At 38.0% G+C, this 23,588-nt stretch carries 24 protein-coding genes and 3 pseudogenes; 21 read left to right on the forward strand and 6 right to left on the reverse strand.

Translation table 11 applies throughout. From position 1 onward, the window contains the following. Nucleotides 1-228 precede the first annotated feature (228 nt). The 8 genes and pseudogenes from aroA to ODU50_RS08060 all read left to right on the forward strand — a co-directional run. Nucleotides 229-1,509 (forward strand): 3-phosphoshikimate 1-carboxyvinyltransferase, encoded by a 1,281-nt coding sequence (gene aroA / locus ODU50_RS08025; protein ID WP_105153401.1) that lies wholly within the window; start codon nucleotides 229-231, stop codon nucleotides 1,507-1,509. Nucleotides 1,510-1,517: 8 nt separating this feature from the next. After that, complete coding sequence (locus tag ODU50_RS08030; protein ID WP_024393608.1) at nucleotides 1,518-2,009, forward strand: shikimate kinase; 492 nt, start codon at nucleotides 1,518-1,520, stop codon at nucleotides 2,007-2,009. Next, nucleotides 2,000-2,827: a prephenate dehydratase gene (gene pheA / locus ODU50_RS08035; protein ID WP_029180463.1), complete on the forward strand. Its 828-nt coding sequence runs from the start codon at nucleotides 2,000-2,002 to the stop codon at nucleotides 2,825-2,827. Before ODU50_RS08030 ends, pheA begins: the two co-directional genes overlap by 10 nt. 11 nt (nucleotides 2,828-2,838) lie before the next feature. After that, on the forward strand, nucleotides 2,839-4,161 hold the full coding sequence (locus tag ODU50_RS08040; protein WP_105153402.1) for an LCP family protein: 1,323 nt from the start codon (nucleotides 2,839-2,841) through the stop codon (nucleotides 4,159-4,161). Nucleotides 4,162-4,227: 66 nt separating this feature from the next. Then, the gene (gene rlmD / locus ODU50_RS08045; protein WP_105153403.1) at nucleotides 4,228-5,586 is read left to right on the forward strand and encodes a 23S rRNA (uracil(1939)-C(5))-methyltransferase RlmD; all 1,359 of its coding nucleotides are present in this window, start codon (nucleotides 4,228-4,230) and stop codon (nucleotides 5,584-5,586) included. Between the two features lie 72 nt (nucleotides 5,587-5,658). After that, nucleotides 5,659-5,847 (forward strand): annotated as a pseudogene (locus ODU50_RS08050) (hypothetical protein); the annotation flags it as partial. Nucleotides 5,848-5,859: 12 nt separating this feature from the next. Then, complete coding sequence (locus ODU50_RS08055) at nucleotides 5,860-6,477, forward strand: SAP domain-containing protein (RefSeq protein ID WP_014638217.1); 618 nt, start codon at nucleotides 5,860-5,862, stop codon at nucleotides 6,475-6,477. Nucleotides 6,478-6,596: 119 nt separating this feature from the next. Further along, nucleotides 6,597-8,182, forward strand: a pseudogene (locus ODU50_RS08060) (SAG1250 family conjugative relaxase); the annotation flags it as partial. Here the strand turns inward: ODU50_RS08060 and ODU50_RS08065 are convergent. Beyond that, nucleotides 8,124-8,510 carry a hypothetical protein gene (locus ODU50_RS08065; protein WP_014638214.1) on the reverse strand — a complete coding sequence of 129 codons (387 nt, stop codon included), beginning with the start codon at nucleotides 8,508-8,510 and terminating at the stop codon, nucleotides 8,124-8,126. The pseudogene ODU50_RS08060 and the gene ODU50_RS08065 overlap by 59 nt on opposite strands. 192 nt (nucleotides 8,511-8,702) lie before the next feature. Between ODU50_RS08065 and ODU50_RS08070 the strand changes: the two genes are divergently transcribed. Genes ODU50_RS08070 through ODU50_RS08080 form a run of 3 tightly spaced genes read left to right on the forward strand, consistent with a single transcriptional unit; the run spans nucleotide 8,703 to nucleotide 11,141 of the window. Then, nucleotides 8,703-9,035 (forward strand): LytTR family DNA-binding domain-containing protein, encoded by a 333-nt coding sequence (locus ODU50_RS08070; RefSeq protein ID WP_014638213.1) that lies wholly within the window; start codon nucleotides 8,703-8,705, stop codon nucleotides 9,033-9,035. Between the two features lie 11 nt (nucleotides 9,036-9,046). After that, on the forward strand, nucleotides 9,047-9,787 hold the full coding sequence (locus ODU50_RS08075; protein WP_014638212.1) for a response regulator transcription factor: 741 nt from the start codon (nucleotides 9,047-9,049) through the stop codon (nucleotides 9,785-9,787). Between the two features lie 10 nt (nucleotides 9,788-9,797). After that, entirely contained in the window at nucleotides 9,798-11,141 is a 1,344-nt protein-coding gene (locus ODU50_RS08080) for a GHKL domain-containing protein (protein ID WP_105105954.1), read from the forward strand. Nucleotides 11,142-11,308: 167 nt separating this feature from the next. Here ODU50_RS08080 and ODU50_RS08085 read toward each other — a convergent pair whose 3' ends face one another. The 3 genes from ODU50_RS08085 to ODU50_RS08095 form a co-directional block, all read right to left on the reverse strand. Then, the gene (locus tag ODU50_RS08085; protein WP_014638210.1) at nucleotides 11,309-11,470 is read right to left on the reverse strand and encodes a ComC/BlpC family leader-containing pheromone/bacteriocin; all 162 of its coding nucleotides are present in this window, start codon (nucleotides 11,468-11,470) and stop codon (nucleotides 11,309-11,311) included. Nucleotides 11,471-11,571: 101 nt separating this feature from the next. Further along, entirely contained in the window at nucleotides 11,572-12,930 is a 1,359-nt protein-coding gene (locus ODU50_RS08090; RefSeq protein WP_044759748.1) for a bacteriocin secretion accessory protein, read from the reverse strand. A 10-nt stretch (nucleotides 12,931-12,940) separates the two neighbouring features. Continuing rightward, nucleotides 12,941-15,094 carry a peptide cleavage/export ABC transporter gene (locus tag ODU50_RS08095; RefSeq protein WP_105105955.1) on the reverse strand — a complete coding sequence of 718 codons (2,154 nt, stop codon included), beginning with the start codon at nucleotides 15,092-15,094 and terminating at the stop codon, nucleotides 12,941-12,943. Between the two features lie 298 nt (nucleotides 15,095-15,392). Between ODU50_RS08095 and ODU50_RS08100 the strand changes: the two genes are divergently transcribed. From ODU50_RS08100 to glf, 5 genes and pseudogenes are all read left to right on the forward strand, one after another. After that, complete coding sequence (locus ODU50_RS08100; RefSeq protein WP_014638207.1) at nucleotides 15,393-15,644, forward strand: bacteriocin; 252 nt, start codon at nucleotides 15,393-15,395, stop codon at nucleotides 15,642-15,644. A 28-nt stretch (nucleotides 15,645-15,672) separates the two neighbouring features. Next, a complete protein-coding gene (locus ODU50_RS08105; protein ID WP_228477855.1) occupies nucleotides 15,673-15,870 on the forward strand; it encodes a bacteriocin in 198 nt (65 codons plus the stop codon). 15 nt (nucleotides 15,871-15,885) lie between these two features. Then, on the forward strand, nucleotides 15,886-16,116 hold the full coding sequence (locus ODU50_RS08110) for a hypothetical protein (RefSeq protein WP_014638205.1): 231 nt from the start codon (nucleotides 15,886-15,888) through the stop codon (nucleotides 16,114-16,116). A 607-nt stretch (nucleotides 16,117-16,723) separates the two neighbouring features. Further along, nucleotides 16,724-17,137: pseudogene (locus tag ODU50_RS08115) on the forward strand (IS982 family transposase); the annotation flags it as partial. A gap of 222 nt (nucleotides 17,138-17,359) precedes the next feature. Then, entirely contained in the window at nucleotides 17,360-18,472 is a 1,113-nt protein-coding gene (gene glf, locus ODU50_RS08120; protein ID WP_105153404.1) for a UDP-galactopyranose mutase, read from the forward strand. Between the two features lie 96 nt (nucleotides 18,473-18,568). On the opposite strand, the gene ODU50_RS08125 is transcribed toward glf, so the two are convergent. Then, a complete protein-coding gene (locus ODU50_RS08125) occupies nucleotides 18,569-19,114 on the reverse strand; it encodes an NADPH-dependent FMN reductase (protein ID WP_002941732.1) in 546 nt (181 codons plus the stop codon). A gap of 62 nt (nucleotides 19,115-19,176) precedes the next feature. Continuing rightward, a complete protein-coding gene (locus ODU50_RS08130) occupies nucleotides 19,177-19,626 on the reverse strand; it encodes a MarR family winged helix-turn-helix transcriptional regulator (RefSeq protein WP_105153405.1) in 450 nt (149 codons plus the stop codon). A 301-nt stretch (nucleotides 19,627-19,927) separates the two neighbouring features. Between ODU50_RS08130 and ODU50_RS08135 the strand changes: the two genes are divergently transcribed. The 5 genes from ODU50_RS08135 to ODU50_RS08155 all read left to right on the forward strand — a co-directional run bounded on the left by ODU50_RS08135 (nucleotide 19,928) and on the right by ODU50_RS08155 (nucleotide 23,564). Beyond that, entirely contained in the window at nucleotides 19,928-20,425 is a 498-nt protein-coding gene (locus tag ODU50_RS08135; RefSeq protein ID WP_014638200.1) for a DUF5590 domain-containing protein, read from the forward strand. Beyond that, nucleotides 20,422-21,603, forward strand: coding sequence for a pyridoxal phosphate-dependent aminotransferase (locus ODU50_RS08140; protein ID WP_105153406.1), 1,182 nt, complete (start codon nucleotides 20,422-20,424; stop codon nucleotides 21,601-21,603). The genes ODU50_RS08135 and ODU50_RS08140 overlap by 4 nt, the downstream gene beginning before the upstream one ends. Before the next feature lie 14 nt (nucleotides 21,604-21,617). Further along, on the forward strand, nucleotides 21,618-22,964 hold the full coding sequence (gene asnS, locus ODU50_RS08145) for an asparagine--tRNA ligase (RefSeq protein WP_105153407.1): 1,347 nt from the start codon (nucleotides 21,618-21,620) through the stop codon (nucleotides 22,962-22,964). A 113-nt stretch (nucleotides 22,965-23,077) separates the two neighbouring features. Continuing rightward, nucleotides 23,078-23,305 (forward strand): type II toxin-antitoxin system RelB family antitoxin, encoded by a 228-nt coding sequence (gene relB, locus ODU50_RS08150; protein ID WP_002938604.1) that lies wholly within the window; start codon nucleotides 23,078-23,080, stop codon nucleotides 23,303-23,305. After that, on the forward strand, nucleotides 23,295-23,564 hold the full coding sequence (locus tag ODU50_RS08155; protein ID WP_105153408.1) for a type II toxin-antitoxin system RelE/ParE family toxin: 270 nt from the start codon (nucleotides 23,295-23,297) through the stop codon (nucleotides 23,562-23,564). The genes relB and ODU50_RS08155 overlap by 11 nt, the downstream gene beginning before the upstream one ends. Nucleotides 23,565-23,588 lie beyond the last annotated feature (24 nt).

Here is a 23,588-nt window from a genome sequence, read left to right on the forward strand (position 1 = left end):
TAGCCTTGGCCACCTAGCCTAACAGCTTCAAGCCTGTTATCAAATGAAATCATCAACTTACTCAAACATAGTGAAACATCTAATTCTTGACTAAGGTAAGGTGGCTAACTTCATTATAGAACTTTCAAATGTAATGGAGATTGATTTTTCACAAGTAATTGTCATAAAAATCAGAAAATATTTTATAAATATGATAAAATAGAAGTGATACTAGTTTGAGGTAAGGATATGAAATTAAGAAGAAGCGTAGAAAAACTACAGGGAACGATTCGTGTCCCAGGAGATAAATCAATTAGTCATCGCTCTATTATTTTTGGTTCCCTTGCAAAAGGTGTTACCCGTGTCCACGATATTTTGCGTGGAGAAGATGTCTTGTCAACCATGCAGGTCTTTCGTGATTTGGGTGTAAAAATTGAAGACAATGGTGATATTGTTGAAGTACACGGTGTTGGCTTTGATGGTCTTCAAGCACCCAAAAATGATTTGGATATGGGAAATTCTGGAACCTCGATTCGTTTGATTTCAGGCGTTTTAGCAGGTCAAGATTTTGAAGCGACTATGTTTGGTGATGATTCCTTATCCAAACGTCCTATGGACCGAGTAACTATTCCACTCAGTCAAATGGGAGTAGAGATTTCTGGACAAACTGAACGCGACCTACCTCCGTTGACCATCAAAGGGAATAAGAATTTAAAACCAATTCGCTACCAACTCCCTGTAGCCTCTGCCCAAGTCAAGTCTGCTCTGCTATTTGCAGCCTTACAAGCCGAAGGTGAAAGTGTCATCATTGAAAAAGAATTGACCCGCAATCACACGGAAGATATGATTGTCCAGTTTGGCGGTGAGTTGACGGTTAATGGCAAGGAAATTCGTATCCAAGGTGGTCAGGAATTTACAGGTCAGGAGATTACGGTTCCGGGCGATATTTCAAGTGCGGCCTTTTGGTTAGTAGCTGGTTTGGTGGTGCCAAATTCCAAGATTGTTTTGGAGAATGTTGGTATCAATGAAACGCGTACTGGGATTTTAGATGTTATCAAGGCCATGGGTGGTCAGATGACGCTTTCAGATATTGATGAGATTGCAAAATCTGCGACCATTACGGTGGAAACTTCTGACTTGCAAGGGACAGAAATTGCTGGCGACCTCATTCCACGATTGATTGATGAATTGCCGATTATTGCACTTTTAGCGACTCAAGCAAATGGCACGACAGTGATTCGAGATGCTGAGGAACTTAAGGTCAAGGAAACGGATCGTATTCAGGTTGTTGCAGATGCTCTAAATAGTATGGGAGCAACTATTGAACCAACAGAAGATGGTATGATTATTCACGGACCAACTGCTTTACATGGTGCTGAAATCAATACATTTGGTGACCACCGTATCGGTATGATGACTGCCATTGCCGCCTTGTTGGCCAAAGATGGAGAAGTTGTATTGGAAAGAGCAGAAGCTATCAATACTAGCTATCCTGCCTTCTTTGAACACTTAAATAGTTTGATGGATTAGGAGAACGTATGCCAATCGTTTTACTTGGATTTATGGGAGTTGGAAAAACAACAACAGCACATTTGTTAAATCTCCCCGTTTACGATATGGACCATATCATTGAAGAACGGATTGGTATGCCTATTGCTGACTATTTCAGTCTTGAAGGAGAGGCTTCGTTTAGACAACTGGAGACAGAGGTGTTGAAAGAATTGCTGGACTTACCTAGTAATTGTATCGTGTCAACTGGTGGTGGTGTGATTAAATCTGAAGTAAACAGGGAATTGCTGCTGGCAAATAGGGAGGACAATGTACTTCTTACTGCCTCCTTTGAAGTTTCCTATCAGAGAATTCGTAAGGATAGACAGTCGCAAAGACCTCTCTTTTTACAGTGTAGTAAGGAAGAGTTTGAAGCCCTCTATCGTGAACGAATGGCACTTTATCAAGGTTTAGCCGATACTGTAATCGATACAGATAAACTGAATCCAGAACAAGTAGCAAGGAAAATTTTATGCAAGTAGCCTATCTAGGACCTCGTGGTTCTTTTACACATCAAGTGGCCCAGCAGGCCTTTCCGACTGCGGATTTGCAGGCTTTTGAAACGATTACAGAGGTTATCAAGGCCTACGAAACGGAGGAAGTTACCTATTCCGTTATTCCAGTAGAGAACTCGATTGAAGGTAGTGTTCATGAAACGATTGACTATCTCTTTCATCAGGCGGAGATTCATGCGGTTGCAGAGATTGTTCAACCGATTGCCCAACAACTGTTAGCCACAAGTGCCGATAAGGCTGTAGAGGTTATCTATTCTCATCCGCAGGCAATTGCTCAGGGGAAGAAATATATTCAGGAACATTTTCCTCAGGCTCGTATTGAAATAACAGCTAGTACAGCCTATGCTGCTCGCTTTGTGGCAGAACACCCTGAACAACCATTCGCGGCAATTGCTCCGCAAGCGGCAGCAGTTGAATATGGACTGGAGGTAATTGCGCAAGACATCCAGGAAATTAGCGAGAATTTTACACGCTTTTGGATTTTGGGGGATAAGGCTCCGTCTATTGCACTGGAACAAGTAGCTAAAAAAGTCAGTCTTGCACTGACATTGCCAGATAACCTGCCAGGAGCCTTGTATAAGGCCATGTCTGTTTTCTCATGGAGAGGAATCAGCTTAACAAAAATAGAAAGCCGACCCCTGAAAACGGCTTTGGGTGAGTATTTTTTCATACTGGATCTTGATAATCAGTCTGAGGAATTATTAGCCTATTCTCAAAAAGAATTGACTAGTTTAGACATAACCTATAAAGTACTAGGGAATTACCTGGTCTATATGACCAGCTAGGATGAAGACAGATGAATAAAAACAATAATATCCTAACCCATCATGAACAATTGAGGTTAGATTATTTGCAAAAAAATATCCACTACTTAAATGACAAAGAAAGTCGTGAGTTGGATTATCTATTATATAAAAAAGAGCTGAGAGAACGGCATGGAAGTCCAAGGCAATCTCTACGTAGCTTCACACCAACGGCTTACGAAGATGACTTCGAGGAAGATTATTTTGAAGAGGATGATGAGCAAGAGGAACTGTTGCCTCGCTATCCTGAAAGTAGATCCAGAAAAGCAAGACAAACCAAACCTCAACGGTTTCAGTCTCCTCGTATCGAGCCCAAAGCGAAAGTACCTAAACCTAAAAAAGCTCGTAAAAAGGGTGGTTTCAAGCGCTTTATTAGTTTCGTATTGCTTGCTATAGCGCTAGTGATTGTAGCGATGGGCTATAGTTTTTTCAAAGGTATGAATAGCGTGAGTGAGAAGCCAGTAGCTGAGGTCTTCAACGGCGTAGATACATCGAATGGGACAAATGTTTTAATTTTGGGAACAGACGGTCGTGTTGGCGAAAGCTCAGGTGAAACTCGAACGGATACCATCATGGTTTTAAATGTGAATAACACGGATAACAAAGTCAAACTTGTTAGCTTTATGCGGGATACCTTGGTGGATATTGAGGGATATGAATATAAACTCAATACTGCCTATACTTTGGGAGAACAGGATAATCAGCAAGGGGCTGAAGAAGTTCGGAAGGCGTTGAAGAATAATTTTGACATCGATGTTAAGTACTATGCGATGGTGGATTTTGCAACCTTTGCGACGACGATTGATACACTTTTCCCTGAGGGCGTAACGATTGATGCACAGTTTTCAACTATTAATGGTGAAGTCGTTAGCTCAGTAGAAGTGCCGAATGATTTACAGCTGGAAGAAAATGCTCCTGCTTATCAAACGATTCAGGTCGGTGTACAGCAGATGGATGGTAAGACCTTGCTTAACTACGCGCGCTATCGTTCGGATGATGAGGGTGATTTTGGTCGTACGAGACGTCAACAGGAAGTGTTATCTGCTGTTATGACACAGGCTAAAAATCCAATGAAACTATTCTCTGGCTCCGAAGCTATAGGTAAGGTTGTGGCGATGACTCCAACAACAGTGCCACAAAGCTTTATGTGGCTACAGGGACCAGGCCTTCTATTGGATGCGGCAAATGGTATCGAACGTGTTACAATCCCAGAAAATGGAGACTGGATTGACGACTATGATATGTATGGTGGTATGGCTCTTCGTGTTGATTTTGAAAAATACCAGCAGCGCTTGGCTGAGTTAGGCTTGCGTTAAGAAATATGGTATACTAGAAGTGACTTCGGTCACTTTTTTAGTGGTCCAAAAATAGAAAGTAGAATTATGTTAAAGAAAAACGATATTGTCGAAGTAGAAGTTGTAGATTTGACACACGAGGGGCAGGGTGTGGCAAAAATTGATGGTTTTGTCTTCTTTGTAGACAATGCTCTTCCAGGTGAGAAAATTTCCATGCGCATCTTAAAACTTAAGAAAAATATTGGTTTTGGTAAGGTGGAGCAATGGCAGAGCTTCTCACCAGACCGTAATCAGGACTTGGATTTGACCTATCTAAGAACAGGTATTGCTGACTTGGGGCATCTCACTTATCCAGCCCAACTAGCTTTTAAGAAAAAACAAGTTGAGAATAATCTACGTAAGATTGCAGGTCTGCCAGAAATAGCAGTAGCAGATACTTTGGGAATGGACAATCCTCTTGCATATCGCAATAAGGCAACTGTTCCTGTTCGTCGTGTGAATGGGCAGTTAGAAACAGGATTCTTCCGAAAAAATTCACATGATTTAGTTCCGATTGAGGATTTTTACATTCAACATAAGGAAATTGATACCTTGGTTCTAGCGACACGTGACCTGTTGAGAAAATTAGACTTGAAGCCTTACGATGAGAAAGAACAGACAGGACTTGTGAGAAATATTGTTGTTCGCCGTGGTCATTATTCAGGTCAGTTGATGCTAGTTTTAGTTACGACTCGTCCGAAGATTTTCCGTGTTGAAACCCTTGTTGAGCGTTTGACAAGCCAATTTCCAAATCTTATTTCTATCGTTCAGAATATTAATGACCAGAATACCAATGCTATATTCGGTCAAGAATTCCGTCTTTTGCATGGCAGTGAAACTATTACAGATACCATGTTGGGCAATGAATTTGAAATTTCTGCACCGTCTTTCTATCAAGTCAACACAGAAATGGCTGAAAAACTCTATCAGACCGCCATTGACTTTGCAGAATTGTCAGCAGATGATGTCGTGATTGATGCCTATTCAGGTATTGGGACAATTGGCCTCTCCTTTGCAAAACAAGTTAAGCATGTTTACGGTGTAGAAGTCGTTGAAAAGGCTGTCCTTGATAGTCAGAAGAATGCTGCTCGAAATGGCATTGACAATGTTACCTATGTCTGTGATAGTGCAGAATCCGCTATGCAAAAATGGGTGGCAGATGGAGTCAAACCAACTGTGATTTTTGTCGACCCACCACGAAAAGGTTTGACAGAAAGTTTTATCAAAGCAAGTACTTCTGTAAAACCAGAGAAAATCGTCTATATCTCTTGTAATGTGGCAACCATGGCGCGTGATATTAAACTTTATGAGGAATTGGGGTACAAATTGACGAAGGTACAGCCGACTGATTTATTTCCAAATACGCATCATATAGAAGTTGTGGGATTATTAAAAAAACGCAATTAGATTGTCCAGCTTGCTCTCCTGTTTTTGAGCAAGCTACTTCAAAGGTCCCCAGGACCTTTGAACTCCCAAAAAGAATGGCACTTTAAAAATAAAGTGAATGAGGGGAAAATTAAAGAATTTGACGGTATCACTTTGCTTGTTTGGACATCCGATAATAAGATAAAAGTATTGAAAGAGTTTGGTTGTAATTGTAATAACTACAATCCTTACAAAGAGAGTGAAACACCATTGTTTAGAGATGAAAAAGTAAATTGGTTTTGAGGAGATAAAATATTGATAGAAAGTAGACCTGAGTTTGTCAAAATTACATCGTTTGACGAGTTTAATAAATATTATTGGTATCGTGAAGAACTTTCACAGATATGCAAGTCATTAGGATTGGAATATAGAGGTACAAAACAGGAATTCAATTATATTATTGAGCAATACTTTAAGGGTAATTTCATTAAAAAGTCAACAACAATAAATGAAAAGAAACAGGTAGAAGCTATTACCTTAGATATGCCATTACTTGAATGTGGTTTTTCCTTTAATGCAAAGTTCAGAGAATATTTCTCTGTTTTAACAGGTATCTCACCATTTAAATTTACTGCTGATATGGCAACAGCTTGGAGGAAAGTAAAAAGAGAAAAGGATTTGAGTTTTACAATTCAAGATATGCTAAAAGTTTATTATGGAAAATCAAATTATGCTAAGTATGACAATTCGGTTTGTCAATGGAATCAATTTTTGAAGGATTTCTGTGCAGACGAAAATAGTTGCAACTACTCAAACAAATTAAAAGTAGCTTCTATTCTTTGGAAAGAAGTCCGAAATTCAAAAAATGAAAAAATTTATTCAAAGAATCTTTTGACTAAATATTCGACTAAAATAAAAGAGTGTTGCAAGTAGGATATTCTTAGCTTGCTAAGCTAACAATTCGATAAAAACTAACACATGAATAGTAAATCAAAAAGTGAATAGATGTTGGAATTTTTTGGTAAGTATTCAATGTCAATGATTTTAATAGGAATCGTATTGGTTATGAGACGATAAAGGAGTTGACTGGAGGAAACTTTCGCTTTATTGTGACGACCCACACAGACAAACCTCATTTGCATAATCATATCCTCATCAATTCTGTTGATCTTAATTCTCAGAAGAAACTCAAATGGGATTTTGCCCAGGAGAGAAATTTACGTTTGATTTCTGATCAGCTTGCCAAAGAAGCAGGTGTCCAAATTATCACACCGAACCGCTATTCTCATGAGAAGTTTGTGACCTATCGCAAGAGTAACCACAAATTTGAGTTGAAGCAGCGGCTTTATTTTCTGATGGAGAATAGTAAGAACTTTGATGACTTTTTATCCAAAGCAGAAGCCTTGAATGTCCAGATTGATTTTTCAAGAAAGTATGCACGATTTTTGATGACGGATATACCTATGAAGCAGGTTATCCGAGGCAAGCAGTTGGATAAGCGTCAACCCTATATTGAGGAATACTTTCGAGAGCAATTTGCCAAGCGAGCGATTGAACAACGTTTAGATTTTCTCTTATCCAGAGTTCGTGACCTTTCCCAGCTTTTGGAATTTGTACAAGAACTCAATCTCACTATTTCTCTGAAACAAAAGCATGTGGCTTTTACTCTGACAGAAAATGGCCATAGCATTACAGTCAATAATCAAAAACTTAGTTCCAAAAACCTCTACGATGTTCAATTTTTCGAGAGTTACTTTGAGAAACGTGGAGAAGTTCCTGCTATTGACCAATCTCAACTTATTTCTGACTTTGATAGGGTTGTGAGGAAGAAGATAAGGATAACCTAGCATATGAAGACTTGCAAGAAGCCTATCAAGCATTTAAGGAGAAACAAGACCAGGTTCAGGAGTTTGAGGTTGTTTCAGCTGACCATCAGATTGATAAATTAGTCACAGATGGTCTCTTTATCAGGATGAATTATGGTGTTAAAAAAGACGGCTTTGTTTTTATTCCAAACCGTCATTTAGATATTAAAGAGACAGAGAGTGGTAAATCTTACCATGTCTTTATCCGTGAGACTGCACAATTCTTCATTTACAACAAGGAGACGTCCGAACTCAATCGCTATATGAGAGGGCGTGAGCTCATTCATCAGTTAACCAATGATAGCAAGACTATCCCTAAAAGAAGACGACCAACCATTGATACACTTAGGAAAAAGATTGAAGAGATAAATCTCCTTATTGAGTTGGATACGGAGAATAAGTCTTATCAAGAGGTTAAAGATGAGATTGTTAAGGATATTGCTCAATTAGATTTGAGCATTACAGAGTTGTAGGACAATATAGCTCATCACAGCAAAGTTGCAGAAGTTCTACTAAATCTAGACAACAAGGAGATAGAGAACCGTCGTTTGACCGGATATGACTATGCCAAGATGAACTTGACTGCAGCTATAAAACTGGAGGGAGTTGAGAAAGAGATTTCCCAATCACAGCAATCTTTAACAGACCTGATAGATGAATATGAATACAAAGTTAGGAGACTGGAATCGTTTGTTAAAATAATAAGTGGAATTTCTACAAATGTTTTGGACCATAAAGTTCATCTAAGTAAAAATGAATTTGGTCTCGAATGAATTTGAATGATTGATTAGTCGTTGTGTCAATGACACCAAATACACGATAATGATTTTTGTAAATTTCTTCGTAATTAATATGACTACCAATAAGAATAATGTGAGATTGAACATAACGCATGCGAATTTCTTTTAAAAGTTCATCAACTTGTTCAGATTTTAAAAAGGATGATTTTATGATAAAATAAGTATGAACTCTGTATTTATACTTCAAGTGTTTACCGCTAACAATTTTGATTTTAAATAAATACTTTTTTAAGTAGTATTTTATATAGATAGACAAAACATATCCCAACAATGACCGATGTAAAATTTGAATGATTACCATTTTTCCTCCTATTTGTGTACTATAATCGTACCAAAATTTTTAAAATATAATTTTAAAAATTCCTAAAAAGTCTCTATTGTGTCTTAAAGTGATATTAAGGTTCCGTTCAGGATATTATAAATACCATTTGAGATTTTTATCGTCTAAATTTTTATATTTATATTAAGATATAAATAAAGAAGGAGGACAAAAATGCAAAATTTTATTTTATCTAAGAATCGGTCAGTGGTAAAATTGCCGATTAGTAAAATCTATTATGTTACAACACACTCATTTAAGCCTCATACAGTAGTTTTTGTCACATTAAGAGGCGAGTTTGAAGCAAACATGTCATTGACACAGATAGAGGATGAAAGTGCAGGGAAATTAAAAAGATGTCATCGTAAATATTTGGTTAATCAATCTAAAATTACTGGATTTGATTATGCAACTAGAACGATTATGTTTATGGACAGTCGCATTCCTGATATTAGTTGTTCAAGAAGATATTTTCCCATGTTACTAGCAGAATGGAAAAATAATTAAGGAGAAAAGAGATGAATATCTTTATACTTGAAGATGATTTTTTTCAACAAACTCGAATGGAAAATATTGTTCGTCAAATAGTATCTGATAAACAAATTGGTGTCAAACATTTTGAAGTTTATGGAAAACCAGGTCAACTTTTAGAAGATATTACTGAAAGAGGAGGACATCAACTTTTCTTTCTGGATATTGAAATCAAGGATGACAAGAAAAAAGGTTTAGATTTAGCTCTAGAGATTAGGCGAAAAGATCCTCATGCTGAAATTGTGTTTGTGACAACTCACTCAGAGTTTATGCCAGTTTCTTTCCAGTATCATGTTTCTGCTCTAGACTTTATTGATAAAGAATTATCGGAAAAACAGTTCATTGAGCGCATTGAACAATCAATTGACTATGTTCAAAATCAACAGGGGCAAACTTTAGCTGAAGATTCATTTATTTTTAAAAACGCTAAGACTCAGGTTCAGATTCCATTTGCTGATTTACTTTATATTGAAACATCATACATTGCCCATAAGCTGGTTCTTTATTCTACTAGAGAAAGGATTGAATTTTATGGTGAGTTATCTGAAATAGTTAAACAAGAACCAAGATTATTTCAATGTCATCGCTCGTATGTTGTAAATCCCTATAATATATCATCCATCAATCGAGACGAACGATTGGTTTACCTAAAAAATGGTTCGACATGTATGGTATCAAGGTTAAAGATTACTGCACTCAAAGAAGCAGTCGAAAACCTTCATACATAAGGAGGGTTAGATGAGTGATATTATTTTGTTAGCTCTTACTTTTGCTTTTATTGCTATTCTGATTACTATGCATGCTAAAGTATATGAGTACAAAGTGACTGTAAAGAATCTTTCGCTTTATACGCTTTCCTTTTTTCTGTACTCAGCGTTACTGACCTTTATTTCAGATTATCTTGGAGATGATTTAATTATTCCTATATTGATTTACCCAACTTATTTCCTTTTACATACTTTTTACATTACTAAAGGTAAAATGCGTTGGGTATTTTTGATATTTTACAGTTGGTTTCCAATAGCCTTTTGGGATATAGAACATTCATTTATTAATTATTTTATTACCTCTAATATTCCTTCCTTGAATAAGGGGGATAGAAATATGGTTTTTGTAATTTCAATTATAGCTGGTCTTTTGGTTCTGTTATTATTTAGATTGTTTAAGTATGATTTTAGTCACTTGAGAAAAAAGCAATTAAATGTTAAGGATAGGGCGACATTGTATCTTGCAAATGCGAGTATGTTTTTTTACTACATGATTATTCCTTTTATTGCTACCACAGAACGAATTTCAAGTATTGATTTGTCTCACTACAAGGAAATGATAACAGCACTTTACTTTATTCTATTTATTTGTTTTGTCAATATTTTAGACCGTAATCTAAAGCAAGAGTTGCAGGAAAAAATGATATTACAAAAGGAGATACAGCTTCAAAATATAACTAATTATAGCCAACAAATTGAGCGACTGTATCAAGATGTTAGAGGTTTTAGGCACGATTATGTCAACATTTTGACCAGTTTGAAAATTGGTATTGATTCTCAAGATATGAATATCGTTTCTGAAATCTATCAGAATGTCTTGAAAGATTCAGGTAAGAACTTAAGGGGTAAGAAATTCGATGTTGCCAGATTAAGAAATATTCTCGATTTGCCACTGAAAAGTCTTTTGATTTCAAAATTATCGGAAGCTCAAAGTTTATCTGTCCCAGTTTCTTTAGAAATTGAGAAGCCGATTACATTGAAAAATATGGAAAAAATCGATTTTTTAACAGTCATTTCCATATTGTTAGACAATGCAGTAGAGGCAGCAGCAGAGGCAGATACAGAATCTGGAATAGTGGTATGTTTTTTTGAAAATCCTACAAAAAATAAGCAAGTTTTTATTGTTCAAAATTCTACCAAAGAGAAGCAGGTGGATGTTAGTAAATTGTTTCAACGAGGAGTATCCTCTAAAGGTGAGGAGAGAGGAATCGGCCTGTCAAATGTTAACGAGATTTTGAGAGCCTATCCAGAGGTCTCTTTACAGACTTTAAGTTCTAATTACGTTTTCAAACAGATTTTAGAGATGGAAATATAAAAACCGTCTGCTCTCCAGTAATTAAAATTAATCACTGGGGAGCAGGCGGTTTAAGTAAATTTAGAAGTGTAAATTAATATTATATTTGTGGAAAGTGTAAACTTTTTTCTGACTAATATGGATAAATATGGGAATCGATATTTGTTAAACTTTCTTATTTTTTATAGCTAATATTTAGTTGAAACAATTTCTGACGGAATTGATTTTCTTACGTGTTTACCAAGTATTTTGTCTACCACACGTATCAAGAAGTCGCTTCCTCCGTTAACTGTTTCTAAATCAGTTTCTGAGAGTGTAGAGTAGTTAGATATCATTTGTTTGTTGTCCATTTTGGAATCTCCTTATATTTTATAATTATATTATATAGCAGGTTTGATTTGCTTTTTTTATAAAATCCTAAACGGTACATTTTCCATCATGAAATGTTGGTTTAGAAGTTATTTAAAATCTTATCTTTATAGTAGTCAAAGTAAGTTTTCTTTGCAATGACGGTTGTGACACGTCCTTGAAGCCCATATTGAACAAGCTTGCTCTCCTTATCTGATAACTGAGCGAGAGCTTCAATTTTGAAAAGATTTCCTTGCTCCGTCTTGGTAGCTGTTTTATCTATGGACTGAATCTTTCCAATAACTGTGAGATTTTGATTTCCTACTTTTTCCAGGCTAAGTCGAACAGGCTGGTCTTCCTTTAGTAGGGAAACATAGTCTGAGGTAACATAGTAGGTAATAAGAACTTTTTTTGTATCGGCAATATCTGGGTAGATTTGAGCGATATCACTTCCGCTAGGAATAAGATTATGTCCCTCAAAGTCGTTATTTAATTGCACAATGCCTGTTTCAGAAGCTAAGATTTTATTATTTTTTAACTGAATATTAGCTTGGTCCAATTGAGTTGTAAGTTCAGTGATTTGATTGTCGATTGTAGTTTCTTGTTGAGAGGCACTTTGTAAGAACTGTGTTCTTAATACTTCTATCTTTGTGCCTAAACTATTATCATAGGTAGAGACACTTCCTGTACTGGCTTTTTGGATATTTAAGCTATTAATTGAAGATTCAATAGAAGTGATACTTTGATTAATCTGAGTGACGTATTGATTTTCTAGTGAAGCGTCTGTATTTTGTTGGGTTTGAGTTAAATAATTATTTAGGGTCGCTTGATGTGGATTTCCGTCAGATAGTTTGTCGCTCTTATTGATAATAGCTTGGTAGAGTTCTTCATACTCGGCGATTTGCTGGTTGAGATTATTGATTTGGGTATCAATAGCAGCAACAGTATTACCAGCAATTGTTGCTTGATTACTAACTTCAGTATTGACTTTTGAAATGCCTAGTTCAAGATCTTGGAACTGTTTGATGAAGTTGTTAAAAGTATAGATGTAGCCAAACTCATCCTCTCCTGTAAAAAGATTTGTTCCTTGCTCCAGGCTATCAATAAGTGTCGCAATCCCAGTTTTTTGCCTGTTAAGCGTTTCTAAGTGTGTTTCTAAAGCTTTTTTCTGAGAACTTTCCATGGTCTCTGAATATTGAATAATGAGGTCACCTTTCTGGATAAGCTGGTTGTTGCTGAGATTATTGGTAATAATTGGGTTATTACTGGTGGATTGAATGGAGGCGATAACCTTAGTAGGTGTAATCTCACCTTGAGAGGTGACAGTAACTTCTTTTTTAGCTAAAAATGCGAAGATAAGAAGAAAACCAAGCAATAACATCAAAGGGACAATTAAGAGTGTGGCAAAATTATGGTAACGTCGCTGATAAAATTCAGCACTTTTAAAAAGATTTGGGTTCATATCGATTTCCTTACTTGCTAAATAGATGATAATAAAAACCTTGTTTGGCCATTAATTCGTTATGAGAGCCAGTTTCAATAATGGTTCCTTGGTCAAGTACGATAACTTGATGAGTTCGTTCGGAGATACTGAGACGATGAGCCACAAAGATAATAGTTTTATCGCTCATGACCATGAGATTATTGATAACTTTCTTTTCAGTCAGTACATCAAGCCCACTTGTGGCCTCATCTAGAATGAGTACGGGTGCTTTTGTTAGGAGAGCCCTAGCAAGGGCGATTCGCTGTTTTTGTCCTCCAGAAAGTCCAGCACCATCAGATAGTTCTGTTTGATAGCCCATGGGCATTTGTTCAATGTCTTTTCTAATTTCAGCGATTTCACATGCTTTCAGGATATCCTCTTGGCTAATAGCCTGATTAGCGCCAAGGGTTAGATTTTCTAAGATTGAACCGCTAAAGATATAGGCTTGTTGGGGAAGATAGTTGATGTGCTGACGTAAGACTTTCTTATCAATCATTTTAAGATCGTGATGATTGAGGGAAATTTTTCCCTTGTAGGGGTCATAGAAATTAACAATCATTTTGGCTAAAGTTGTCTTACCTGAACCACTAATACCGACAAGACTGACTTTATCACCTTGTTTAATGGTCAAATTGATGTCGGATAAGGTATCACGACCAAAACCATATTGATAGGATAAATCTTCAAATTCTATATCTCCATGTAAGAATTGCGTATCGGTCAAGGTTTGTCTATTTTGAAATTCGGACTCAACCAGATAAACTTCATTGAGGCGATTATTAGCAACCTTAGCCGATTGTAGCTTAGTTTGCAGATTGATGATATTTTCCAAAGGATTGGTAAAGTAGGCTAGGAGCGTGTTGAATGTTATGAGTTGTCCGATAGAAATTGCTCCATTCATTACCAATTGAGCACCTGACCAAAGGATAATAACATTAAGTATAAGCTGTGCCCCTTGTTTTAATGCTCCTTGTAGGATAGAGTATTTACTGAGTTTAAAGGATTTATCTAGGTAATCTACAAACTCGCTATCGATTTTCTGATAACGACTTTCTTCACTAGTCAGCGATTTAATGGTTTCAATACCATTGATATCTTCGATAATGGCTGAGCTGACCATAGAGTTGCTCTGCATGACATTGTTATTCATCTTTTCAAACGGCTTCATAAAGGCAAAGATGATGACAATGTAGATGGGAATGGAAATCAAAGATAGTAGGAAGAGTTTGGTATTTTGTACGAGTAGTACACTACCTACAATTGTTAAAATCGAAACGTCTAGAAAAAGTGAGAGAATGGTAGAAGCGAGTGCGTCAATGATGGAATTGGCATCTGTGAAGCGTGAAATGACTTCCCCTGTACGCCTTGTCGCAAAGAAAGACATTGGTAACTCAAAGATATGGCGAATATAAGATAAAATCACATCAATGCTTAATCTCTGACTGAGTACAGTTAAGAGATAATCCCGTGAAAAACTCATCATTTGTTGAAGGATATAAGTAATGATAAGACCAATTGAGATAATTCCGAGTGTTGATTTCATCTGATTTGGGATGTATTCATCTAAAATGCCTTGTAGATAGTAGGAACCACCGATATTAATCAAAGTAACAAGCAGGCTTGCTATGACGATGTAAAAGATGAGAGACCGTTGTTTGAAAATCAAGGGTAGAAAACTCATCAAGCCATTCTTTTTATCCTTATGGGGCTTATATCTAGGTTCGGGTGCTAAAAAAATAGCAACACCTGTCCACTCAGACGCAAAGCGCTCTTTGGACATCTTGGTAACTTTGACGGTCGGGTCAGGGTCTCCAATAAGGATATAATTTTTTCTAGCCTTATAGACAACATAATAATGTTGGAGTTTTCCCTCTTTATTAACATGGGCAATAAAAGGATAAGGGACATCATCCATATCAAATAAGGTCATATCAGCTTGAATGGCTCTCGTTTCAAACTCCATTTCTTGGGCAGCTTTAACAATTCCAAGGGCTGTTGTTCCTTCTTTATTGGTCTTAGCCAACTCTCGTAAATGTGCGAGGGAATAATCCGAGCCATAAAATTTGGCAATAGAAGCTAGCGCTGCAACACCGCAGTCTCTAGCGTCTATTTGTGGTACAAAAGTATGTTTATATGATGTCATTGCTATGTTTCCTTTCAGTAAATTATAAATTCATTATTACGAAACTACTGATAAAAAAATCGGAAAATCTTAAATGGTATCTATTATATCCTGAATGGTATTTTAAAATTAAAAGTAATGGATTATGAGTGGTTGTTTTCTAATTTAAAATGATTGAAAAACGATGAAAAAATCATTTCATGATGAAAAAAATACATTTGAGGATTTTGAGAGAAACTTATTTTTTAAGGTGATATACTAAACATGTCAAGGTTGCAACTGGACGAATAGGGAAATAAATATATAGGAGGTGTTCGATATGAATACTGTGATTTTTGAAAAAACGTATGAAATTTCAACAAGTGAGTTATCACTAATAAGTGGAGGAGCAACAGATTGGAAAAATGCAGCGCAAGGGGCTGTTTATGGAGCTGGTATTGGAGTTAGTTTATGCGCTGCAGGTGGTATGATGACAGCAGGAGCTACATGGGTGGTAACTGGAGCATGTGCCTGGGCAGGTGCGAAAATTGGCGGTTCAGTCGCAATTATTGCAGATAATATTTTCAAGTAGAAATGAGGATGTGATAATGGAAAAATTCATGGAAATACAAAAAAATAACTTATCGGAAGTTAGCGGTGGCGGATTAGGTGGAGATATCGCTGTGGGAGCTCTATCTGGAGCCTATCAAGCTGGGCAACAGTGCATTTTGGCTGGGCCCCAGGCCTACCTAATATGTGCAGCAGGCGGGGCTGTAGTAGGAGGCCTAATTGCATACGGTTTACGACCTCCTAAATAACGAAAGGAGATTGAAATGGAAACAATCATACCTCAAATGGTTATTCTAACTCTTTTTTTAATCTATATTTTAGCCAGTATCTCTTTTAAAAAATTCCGAAATAAAATCTATCGAGCATGTGCTTTTATATTTATTATAGCTGGCTTAGTTTCATATGTGATGAATGGATCAAGTTGGATTGATTTCCTGGGTGTAATTGTTCCATTAGTGGTTCTTTATCAATTTGAGGATAGATTTACTAAGTAATAAAATATGAGATTAATACTTTGTGCAACACAGTCGCTTAGCGAGTAATAATAAGTTAATCACACTGATATAAAAGTCAGTGTGATTTTTAGGTACGACGGGCATGCTATGTATCTGGGATGAAAGTCCCACAGGACACAAGCTGAAGGTAGAACCCAATGGCGGCTCCCAAGCCTGACTATCGTGAGGTAGCGGATTAAAATGGTCTGGGGAGAGACTGTTTTAAGTCTGACTCCAGAAACAAAGACTGTAAGAGGGAGGAATAGCGAAATCGTGGCAGCATGAACAGAGGTCATAGTAGTATTGGGATTCTTGTAATGAGAGTAGAGCTAAGGACTGAATAATTTATGATAACATTTCTTATAACATCATTGGCTTTAGTTGGCTTGGGTCTTTATTGGTTCAATAGGAGGGAAATTTAAGATGTTAAGATTAAATGATGTAAATAAAGCCTTTGGTGGAAAATCTGTTTTAAACAATGTTAGTTTAACTCTAAATGATGGTTAGATTACCGCCCTTGTTGGAAGTGATGGTGCAGGGAAGTCAACTCTCATTGGTATCGCGCCAAGGTATTATAGTAAGGATGTAGGAGAAGTGACAGTACATTCTATGGTTCTACGGTTTCAAGGTTCATATGCTAGTGACCTTATCTGGTTATATTTTGAACTATGTTGTCACGCCAGCCTCTGTTCATGACATCAAGGTGGTTTATGAACTATTAGAAGGGTGTAAGCAATCGGTTATCCTAGGTGATTTAGGCTACCTAAGCAGTGAACTCAAGAAGGACTTAGAACAACAAGGTTACCATCTATGGACGCTATTTCGTAAAAACATGACAGGGGCCGAAGAACATAACGATTGGAAAGTGATGGCTATGAGACGAACTATTGAAACCCCTTTTTCTGAACTGTGTCGTCTCTTTGATGTCGAACATACATTAGCTAGAGGGATAGCCGGACTCCAGCTACGAATTGAACAAATTATCCTAGCTCATAACTTACGCTATTTTGAAACGAACTAGCACCACGGGTATTATTTTATCTTAGTCCTCTTTATCATTGATAAACTTGATGAAGGTTGTATTGTCTGTTATAATATTGGATATTGCAAGCTTTAAGTGAAAGGTTTTAGGGAAGAGATTATCACAACTCATTCTTTATTGGTAATGAGATATGATATAAACGATAGTCTAGTAAAAGATTTGGAGAATTGACTTCCTTAGAAAGTTAAATGTAAAAACAACATGAAAAAATACGATTATCTAGTTGTTGGTGCGGGTCTGTTCGGAGCGGTCTTTGCTCATGAGGCAGCTAAAAATGGTAAAAAAATAAAGGTTATCGAAAAACGAGACCACATTGCAGGTAACATCTATACAAAAGAAGTAGAAGGTATTCAAGTCCATGAATATGGCGCGCATATTTTTCATACTTCTGAAAAAGAAATTTGGGATTATGTGAATCAGTTTGCGGAGTTCAATCGCTATACAAACACACCAGTCGCCAATTACAAGGGTGAAATCTACAACCTTCCATTCAACATGAATACTTTCAATAAACTGTGGGGCGTGGTGACCCCTGCTGAAGCAGCAGCCAAGATTGCAGAGCAACGAGCTGTTTTGGGAGGAAAAACACCTGAGAACTTGGAAGAACAAGCCATCTCACTAGTTGGTACAGACATCTATGAAAAATTGATCAAGTCATATACCGAGAAACAATGGGAAAAACCATGTACGGAGTTACCTGCCTTTATCATCCGTCGTTTACCCGTGCGTTTGACTTATGATAATAACTATTTCAACGATAGCTACCAAGGTATTCCAATCGGCGGTTACACGCAGATTGTTGAAAAAATGTTGGAACATGAGAATATTGATGTTGAGACAAATGTTGATTTCTTTGCCAATAAGGAAGACTATTTAGCTACCTATCCAAAGATTGTCTTTACAGGAATGATTGATGAGTTCTTTGATTACCAACTTGGTGAATTGGAATATCGTAGCCTTCGATTTGAGACAGAAGTGTTGGATATGGAAAACTATCAAGGGAATGCAGTTGTGAACTACACAGATAGTGAAACACCATTTACTCGCATCATCGAACACAAACATTTCGAATTTGGTACACAACCGAAAACCATTATTACACGTGAGTATTCGAAGACCTGGAAACGAGGTGATGAGCCGTATTATCCAGTGAACAATGATCGTAACAACAAACTCTATACTGCTTATAAACGCCTCGCAGAACAACAAGAGAATGTCATATTCGGTGGGCGTCTTGGTCATTATCGTTACTACGATATGCACCAAGTCATCGGAGCTGCCTTGCAGTGTGTGAGAAGTGAAGTTGGGGAATAATTTTGAGAAGTCATCAAAGCAGTAATTGATTCTTGGCAGAAGTCGGAATGCTCTCAAAATGTTAATCAAAAAAACCAGAAATTCTGGTTTTTTTGGTTATTGAATTGCTGCCAACAGGTCAGCTGCTTGTTGTTCGAGTTTTGTTAGAGTTTCGTCAGATAACTCCAATACACCTGTTCCCCATGCTTCTGGATTGATGGTTGAACCTGTAAATTCACCAGCAATCTGAGTACGGATAAATGGAAGAAGGTGTTGAAAGTCTTTGAATAGGTGGTCGTGACCACTGTTAGCGACGGCAGAGACAGTTGTGATTTTATCTTGTAGGATAGATGGTCCTTTTGGATTGGATAAATCGAGCGAACGACTGAGCCAATCGAGAGCATTTTTTACGATTCCTGGGATTGCATAGTTATATACTGGTGAGAAAATCCAGATAGCATCCGCAGCGTCTACTTGTGCACGTAGCTCTGCGATTTCAGGAAGGATAGGTGTCTCGATGTCTTGGTTGAATAGGGGAATTTTTGCAAGATCAATGTAAGATACTTGAGCCTTATCAGCCAAGAACGCTTCAGCTTTTTTGGCCATTTGATGGTTAAAAGAACCGTCACGTAGTGAACCAACTAAAAACAATACGTTTGCCATGATGGCCTCCTTTTCATAAAAACATAAATTTAGTATATCGTATTTGTCTTTTGTTGGCAATCCTAGGTCTGCTGGTTCTTGAATTTTTTAAGTATTTCGGCTAATTGGTCTTGTTCTTCTGAACTAAGGATAGAAAAAATCTCTCCAACGTGATCATAATGCTCTGGAAGGATTTTTTCAATGGTTTCGCGTCCAAGTGGAGTGAGAGCAATCAAGGAAGCACGACGGTCATTGGTATCGATAGTCTTGTAGATATAACCATCTCGAATCATGTTTTTTATAACGACAGTCATGTTGCCAGATGTACTTAATAATTTATCAATTAAGTCTTGAATTCGCAGATTTCCTTTGTTGTAGAGTGCCTCCATCACTCCAAACTGACAAACTGTCAGTCCGTATTTTTTGATTGTTTCTAATTCTGATTTTGTGATAGTATTAGCTGCTCTGCGAAAGACGACTAGACTGTGAAGTGCATGCTTGTTCTCGTTTAAAGATTGTTCAACAGTTCTCATGAGAATATTTTAGCAATAAATAGTTCGGTTATCAAGCAAAAAAAGTTAGATTCTATATTCATAGGTAAAGTGCTTTTATAGAAAAGATAGTTTTTCGTTAATCAAGTTCGTTTTTTGAGGTAATACTAACTGTACTGGAAAAAACGAGCAATGAGCATTTGAAAAATAGTCTTAGATGGAAGTGCAAAACTGTGAATGTAGGTTCTTATATCCTTTTCTTTGTGCGAAGGAAAAGGAAATTTTATTTACAATCACGGAAAGAATGGAAATATGCTTTAATTTGTAGTATAATGGGACTACTATGGAAAAAAAGATTTTTCAACTGTTGGAGTGGATGGCTTCCAAGACTGGTCAGTTAGTGTTGGGCTCTTTTATCCTTCTCAGTGTTGTGACTTTTTCAATTTTTACTATTTGGGATATTGCTGCTGCCCCTTTCAACAATGCGCGTAGTCATGCAGTTGCAGTAGCTACAGAATATGCTGATTTGCAAACTGTCAATGATTTTTCTATCTACAATGGTACTGAAACCTATTTTTGTGTATTTGGTGTCACCAGTCAGGGAGAAGAGGTTGCAGTTTTGATTCCAGAGGCTTCTAGCACAGTATATGTCTATCCTTTAGCTCAGGGAATTTCGCAAGAAGAAGCGCAAGCTATTGCCAAGAAAAACGGTGCAAGCCAAGTAGAGCGAACTATTCTAGGTTTAAGGGATGGCAAACCTATTTGGGAAGTCAAGTCAGGTACTGCCTACTATTTAGTTGAATTTGAAACAGGGAACTTTATCAAACGGGAGGGATTATGAGCAAGTTATCAAGACGAGTCTTAGAGATGGAAGAAAGTGTAACTCTGGCAGCAGGTGCGCGTGCAAAAGCCTTGAAGGCGGAAGGACGTGATATTTTAGAGCTGACCTTGGGTGAGCCAGACTTCGTCACACCGAAAAATATTCAAGAAGCTGCTATTAAGTCTATTGAAGATGGTAAGGCGAGTTTTTATACGGTAGCTTCAGGGCTTCCTGAGTTGAAGGACGCGGTCAATACCTACTTTGAGAATTTCTATGGCTACTCTATCGAACGCAATCAAGTCGTTCTTGCGACAGGTGCTAAGTTTGTTCTTTATGCCTTCTTTGCGGCGGTCATCAATCCTGGTGATGAGGTGATTATTCCGACACCTTACTGGGTTTCTTATGCAGATCAAATCAAGATGAATGATGGGGTGCCTGTCTTTGTCACTGCAAGGGAAGAACACAATTTCAAGGTAACGGTTGACCAGCTGGAAGCGGCTCGGACAGACAAGACCAAGGTATTCCTACTCAATACTCCTTCTAATCCGACTGGCATGATTTACAGTCGTGAGGAATTGGAAGCTATTGGAAACTGGGCTGTAGAGCACGATATTCTCATCTTGGCAGACGATATTTACGGTCGTTTGGTCTATAATGGAAATACCTTTACACCAATTTCAAGCATTTCAGAAAGCATTCGTCAGCAGACTATTGTTGTCAATGGGGTGGCCAAGGCCTATGCCATGACAGGTTGGCGGGTTGGATTTGCGGTTGGCAATCCTGAGATTATTGCGGCAATGAGTAAGATTGTCGGTCAAACGACTTCTAATCTATCCACCGTTGCTCAGTATGCGGCCATTGAGGCCTTTACTGGTCCGCAAGATACGGTAGAAACCATGCGTCAGGCTTTTGAAGAGCGGCTTAATACCATTTATCCCTTGCTGGCAGAAGTGCCTGGTTTTGAAGTTATCAAGCCAGAAGGTGCCTTCTATCTCTTCCCAAATGTCAAAAAGGCTATGGAAATGAAGGGCTATACAGATGTGACTGAATTTACCACAGCCATTTTGGAAGAAGCGGGAGTTGCAATGGTGACAGGTGCTGGTTTTGGAGCTCCTGAAAATATCCGCCTCAGCTATGCGACAGATATGGACACGCTCAAAGAAGCAGTGGCCCGACTACACACATTTATGAAAAAATAAAAAGAGGAAAAATAATGTCTAGAAAATTGATTACCATTAACCAAGTGAAAGATTATGTTGGTCAAGAAGTGACCATTGGTGCCTGGGTTGCCAACAAGTCAGGCAAGGGCAAGTTAGCTTTCCTACAGTTGCGTGACGGAACAGCTTTCTTCCAAGCAGTTGCTTTCAAGCCAAACTTTATCGAGAAATTCGGTGAAGAAGCTGGTACGGAAAAATTTGAAGTTGCCAAACGTCTTAGCCAAGAAACCTCTGTTTATGTGACAGGTATTGTCAAGGAAGACGAGCGTTCTAAGTTTGGCTATGAGTTGGATGTGACAGACCTTGAAGTCATTGGTGAGTCACAAGATTACCCAATCACACCAAAAGAACACGGAACAGACTTCCTTATGGACAACCGCCATCTCTGGTTGCGTTCGCGTAAGCAGGTTGCTATCCAGCAAATCCGTAACGCGATTATCTATGCGACCTATGAATTCTTTGAAAAGAATGGTTTTATTAAGTTTGATAGCCCAATCTTGTCTGGAAATGCGGCAGAAGATTCGACAGAATTGTTTGAAACAGACTACTTTGGTCAACCTGCCTATCTCAGCCAATCAGGTCAGCTTTATCTTGAAGCTGGTGCTATGGCACTTGGTCGTGTTTTTGACTTCGGACCTGTTTTCCGTGCGGAAAAATCAAAAACTCGTCGTCACTTGACAGAGTTCTGGATGATGGATGCCGAGTATTCATTCCTCAGCCATGAAGAGTCACTTGATTTGCAAGAAGCCTATGTCAAAGCTTTGATCCAAGGTGTTATCGACCGTGCTCCACAAGCCTTGGAAACTCTTGAGCGTGATGTGGATGCTCTCAAACGCTACATTGCAGAACCATTCAAACGTGTGGCTTATGATGATGCCATTACCCTTCTGCAAGAGCATGAGGCTGATGAAGATACAGACTACGAGCACATCGAGCATGGTGATGACTTTGGTTCGCCACATGAAACTTGGATTTCAAACTACTTTGGTGTACCAACATTCGTGGTCAACTATCCAGCAAGCTTCAAGGCCTTCTACATGAAACCAGTTCCTGGCAATCCAGAGCGCGTGCTTTGTGCAGACCTTTTGGCGCCAGAAGGCTACGGTGAAATCATCGGTGGTTCTATGCGTGAGGACAACTACGATGCCTTGGTGGCTAAAATGGATGAGCTGGGCATGGACAAGTCAGAATACGAATTTTACCTTGACCTTCGCAAGTACGGTTCAGTGCCACACGGTGGATTCGGTATCGGTATCGAGCGTATGGTGACCTTCGTCGCGGGTACAAAACACATCCGTGAAGCCATTCCGTTCCCACGTATGTTGCACCGCTTGTATCCGTAAGCAAATCAATAAATACACAAACAGACTACAAACGTGGTCTGTTTTTATGGTGTCAATTGACATTTTGAACGAATTGTTTTACAATGTATTACAAGAAGAAAGTAGGTGGAATGATGGGAATTGTATCCTTGCGGTTAAACGATGCAGAAGAAGAAATCTTCAGAAGCTATGCCATTCATACAGGAAAAAGCCTGTCTGAGCTATTCAAAACTGCACTTGCTGAACAGATAGAAGACCAGTTGGACTATGAAATTGGTATCAAGGCTTTGAAGAAATTCCAAGAAAATCCTGTTACACACTCGATTGATGATGTTCTTGCGGAGTTAGAAGATGGCTTATAAACTTGTTCTCAGCGATGATGCCTTGGAGCAGTTGAAAAAAATGAACAGGCATGTGGGGATGATGCTTGCTAAGGATTTGAAAAAACGTTTGGACGGTTTGGAGAATCCAAGACAATTTGGGAAGACCTTGGTAGGAGACTATAAGGGGCTGTGGCGGTATAGAGTAGGGAATTACCGTGTGATTTGCGATATTATTGATAATAAAATGGTCATCCTAGCTCTTGAAATCGGGCACCGGAAAGAAATCTATAAAAAGTGAAGTTCTAGGTAACTAGGCTCGGTA

It is taken from the genome of Streptococcus sp. 2020WUSS084 (genome assembly GCF_044427445.1).
GTDB lineage: Bacteria > Bacillota > Bacilli > Lactobacillales > Streptococcaceae > Streptococcus > Streptococcus suis.

What these genes read in the sequence shown, in the direction of transcription:
- aroA (WP_105153401.1), top strand. Translation starts at nt 229, where the DNA reads ATGAAATTAAGAAGAAGCGTAGAAAAACTACAGGGAACGATTCGTGTC.
- ODU50_RS08030 (WP_024393608.1), top strand. Translation starts at nt 1,518, where the DNA reads ATGCCAATCGTTTTACTTGGATTTATGGGAGTTGGAAAAACAACAACA.
- pheA (WP_029180463.1), top strand. Translation starts at nt 2,000, where the DNA reads ATGCAAGTAGCCTATCTAGGACCTCGTGGTTCTTTTACACATCAAGTG.
- ODU50_RS08040 (WP_105153402.1), top strand. Translation starts at nt 2,839, where the DNA reads ATGAATAAAAACAATAATATCCTAACCCATCATGAACAATTGAGGTTA.
- rlmD (WP_105153403.1), top strand. Translation starts at nt 4,228, where the DNA reads ATGTTAAAGAAAAACGATATTGTCGAAGTAGAAGTTGTAGATTTGACA.
- ODU50_RS08065 (WP_014638214.1), bottom strand. Translation starts at nt 8,510, where the DNA reads ATGGTAATCATTCAAATTTTACATCGGTCATTGTTGGGATATGTTTTG.
- ODU50_RS08070 (WP_014638213.1), top strand. Translation starts at nt 8,703, where the DNA reads ATGCAAAATTTTATTTTATCTAAGAATCGGTCAGTGGTAAAATTGCCG.
- ODU50_RS08075 (WP_014638212.1), top strand. Translation starts at nt 9,047, where the DNA reads ATGAATATCTTTATACTTGAAGATGATTTTTTTCAACAAACTCGAATG.
- ODU50_RS08080 (WP_105105954.1), top strand. Translation starts at nt 9,798, where the DNA reads ATGAGTGATATTATTTTGTTAGCTCTTACTTTTGCTTTTATTGCTATT.
- ODU50_RS08085 (WP_014638210.1), bottom strand. Translation starts at nt 11,470, where the DNA reads ATGGACAACAAACAAATGATATCTAACTACTCTACACTCTCAGAAACT.
- ODU50_RS08090 (WP_044759748.1), bottom strand. Translation starts at nt 12,930, where the DNA reads ATGAACCCAAATCTTTTTAAAAGTGCTGAATTTTATCAGCGACGTTAC.
- ODU50_RS08095 (WP_105105955.1), bottom strand. Translation starts at nt 15,094, where the DNA reads ATGACATCATATAAACATACTTTTGTACCACAAATAGACGCTAGAGAC.
- ODU50_RS08100 (WP_014638207.1), top strand. Translation starts at nt 15,393, where the DNA reads ATGAATACTGTGATTTTTGAAAAAACGTATGAAATTTCAACAAGTGAG.
- ODU50_RS08105 (WP_228477855.1), top strand. Translation starts at nt 15,673, where the DNA reads ATGGAAATACAAAAAAATAACTTATCGGAAGTTAGCGGTGGCGGATTA.
- ODU50_RS08110 (WP_014638205.1), top strand. Translation starts at nt 15,886, where the DNA reads ATGGAAACAATCATACCTCAAATGGTTATTCTAACTCTTTTTTTAATC.
- glf (WP_105153404.1), top strand. Translation starts at nt 17,360, where the DNA reads ATGAAAAAATACGATTATCTAGTTGTTGGTGCGGGTCTGTTCGGAGCG.
- ODU50_RS08125 (WP_002941732.1), bottom strand. Translation starts at nt 19,114, where the DNA reads ATGGCAAACGTATTGTTTTTAGTTGGTTCACTACGTGACGGTTCTTTT.
- ODU50_RS08130 (WP_105153405.1), bottom strand. Translation starts at nt 19,626, where the DNA reads ATGAGAACTGTTGAACAATCTTTAAACGAGAACAAGCATGCACTTCAC.
- ODU50_RS08135 (WP_014638200.1), top strand. Translation starts at nt 19,928, where the DNA reads ATGGAAAAAAAGATTTTTCAACTGTTGGAGTGGATGGCTTCCAAGACT.
- ODU50_RS08140 (WP_105153406.1), top strand. Translation starts at nt 20,422, where the DNA reads ATGAGCAAGTTATCAAGACGAGTCTTAGAGATGGAAGAAAGTGTAACT.
- asnS (WP_105153407.1), top strand. Translation starts at nt 21,618, where the DNA reads ATGTCTAGAAAATTGATTACCATTAACCAAGTGAAAGATTATGTTGGT.
- relB (WP_002938604.1), top strand. Translation starts at nt 23,078, where the DNA reads ATGGGAATTGTATCCTTGCGGTTAAACGATGCAGAAGAAGAAATCTTC.
- ODU50_RS08155 (WP_105153408.1), top strand. Translation starts at nt 23,295, where the DNA reads ATGGCTTATAAACTTGTTCTCAGCGATGATGCCTTGGAGCAGTTGAAA.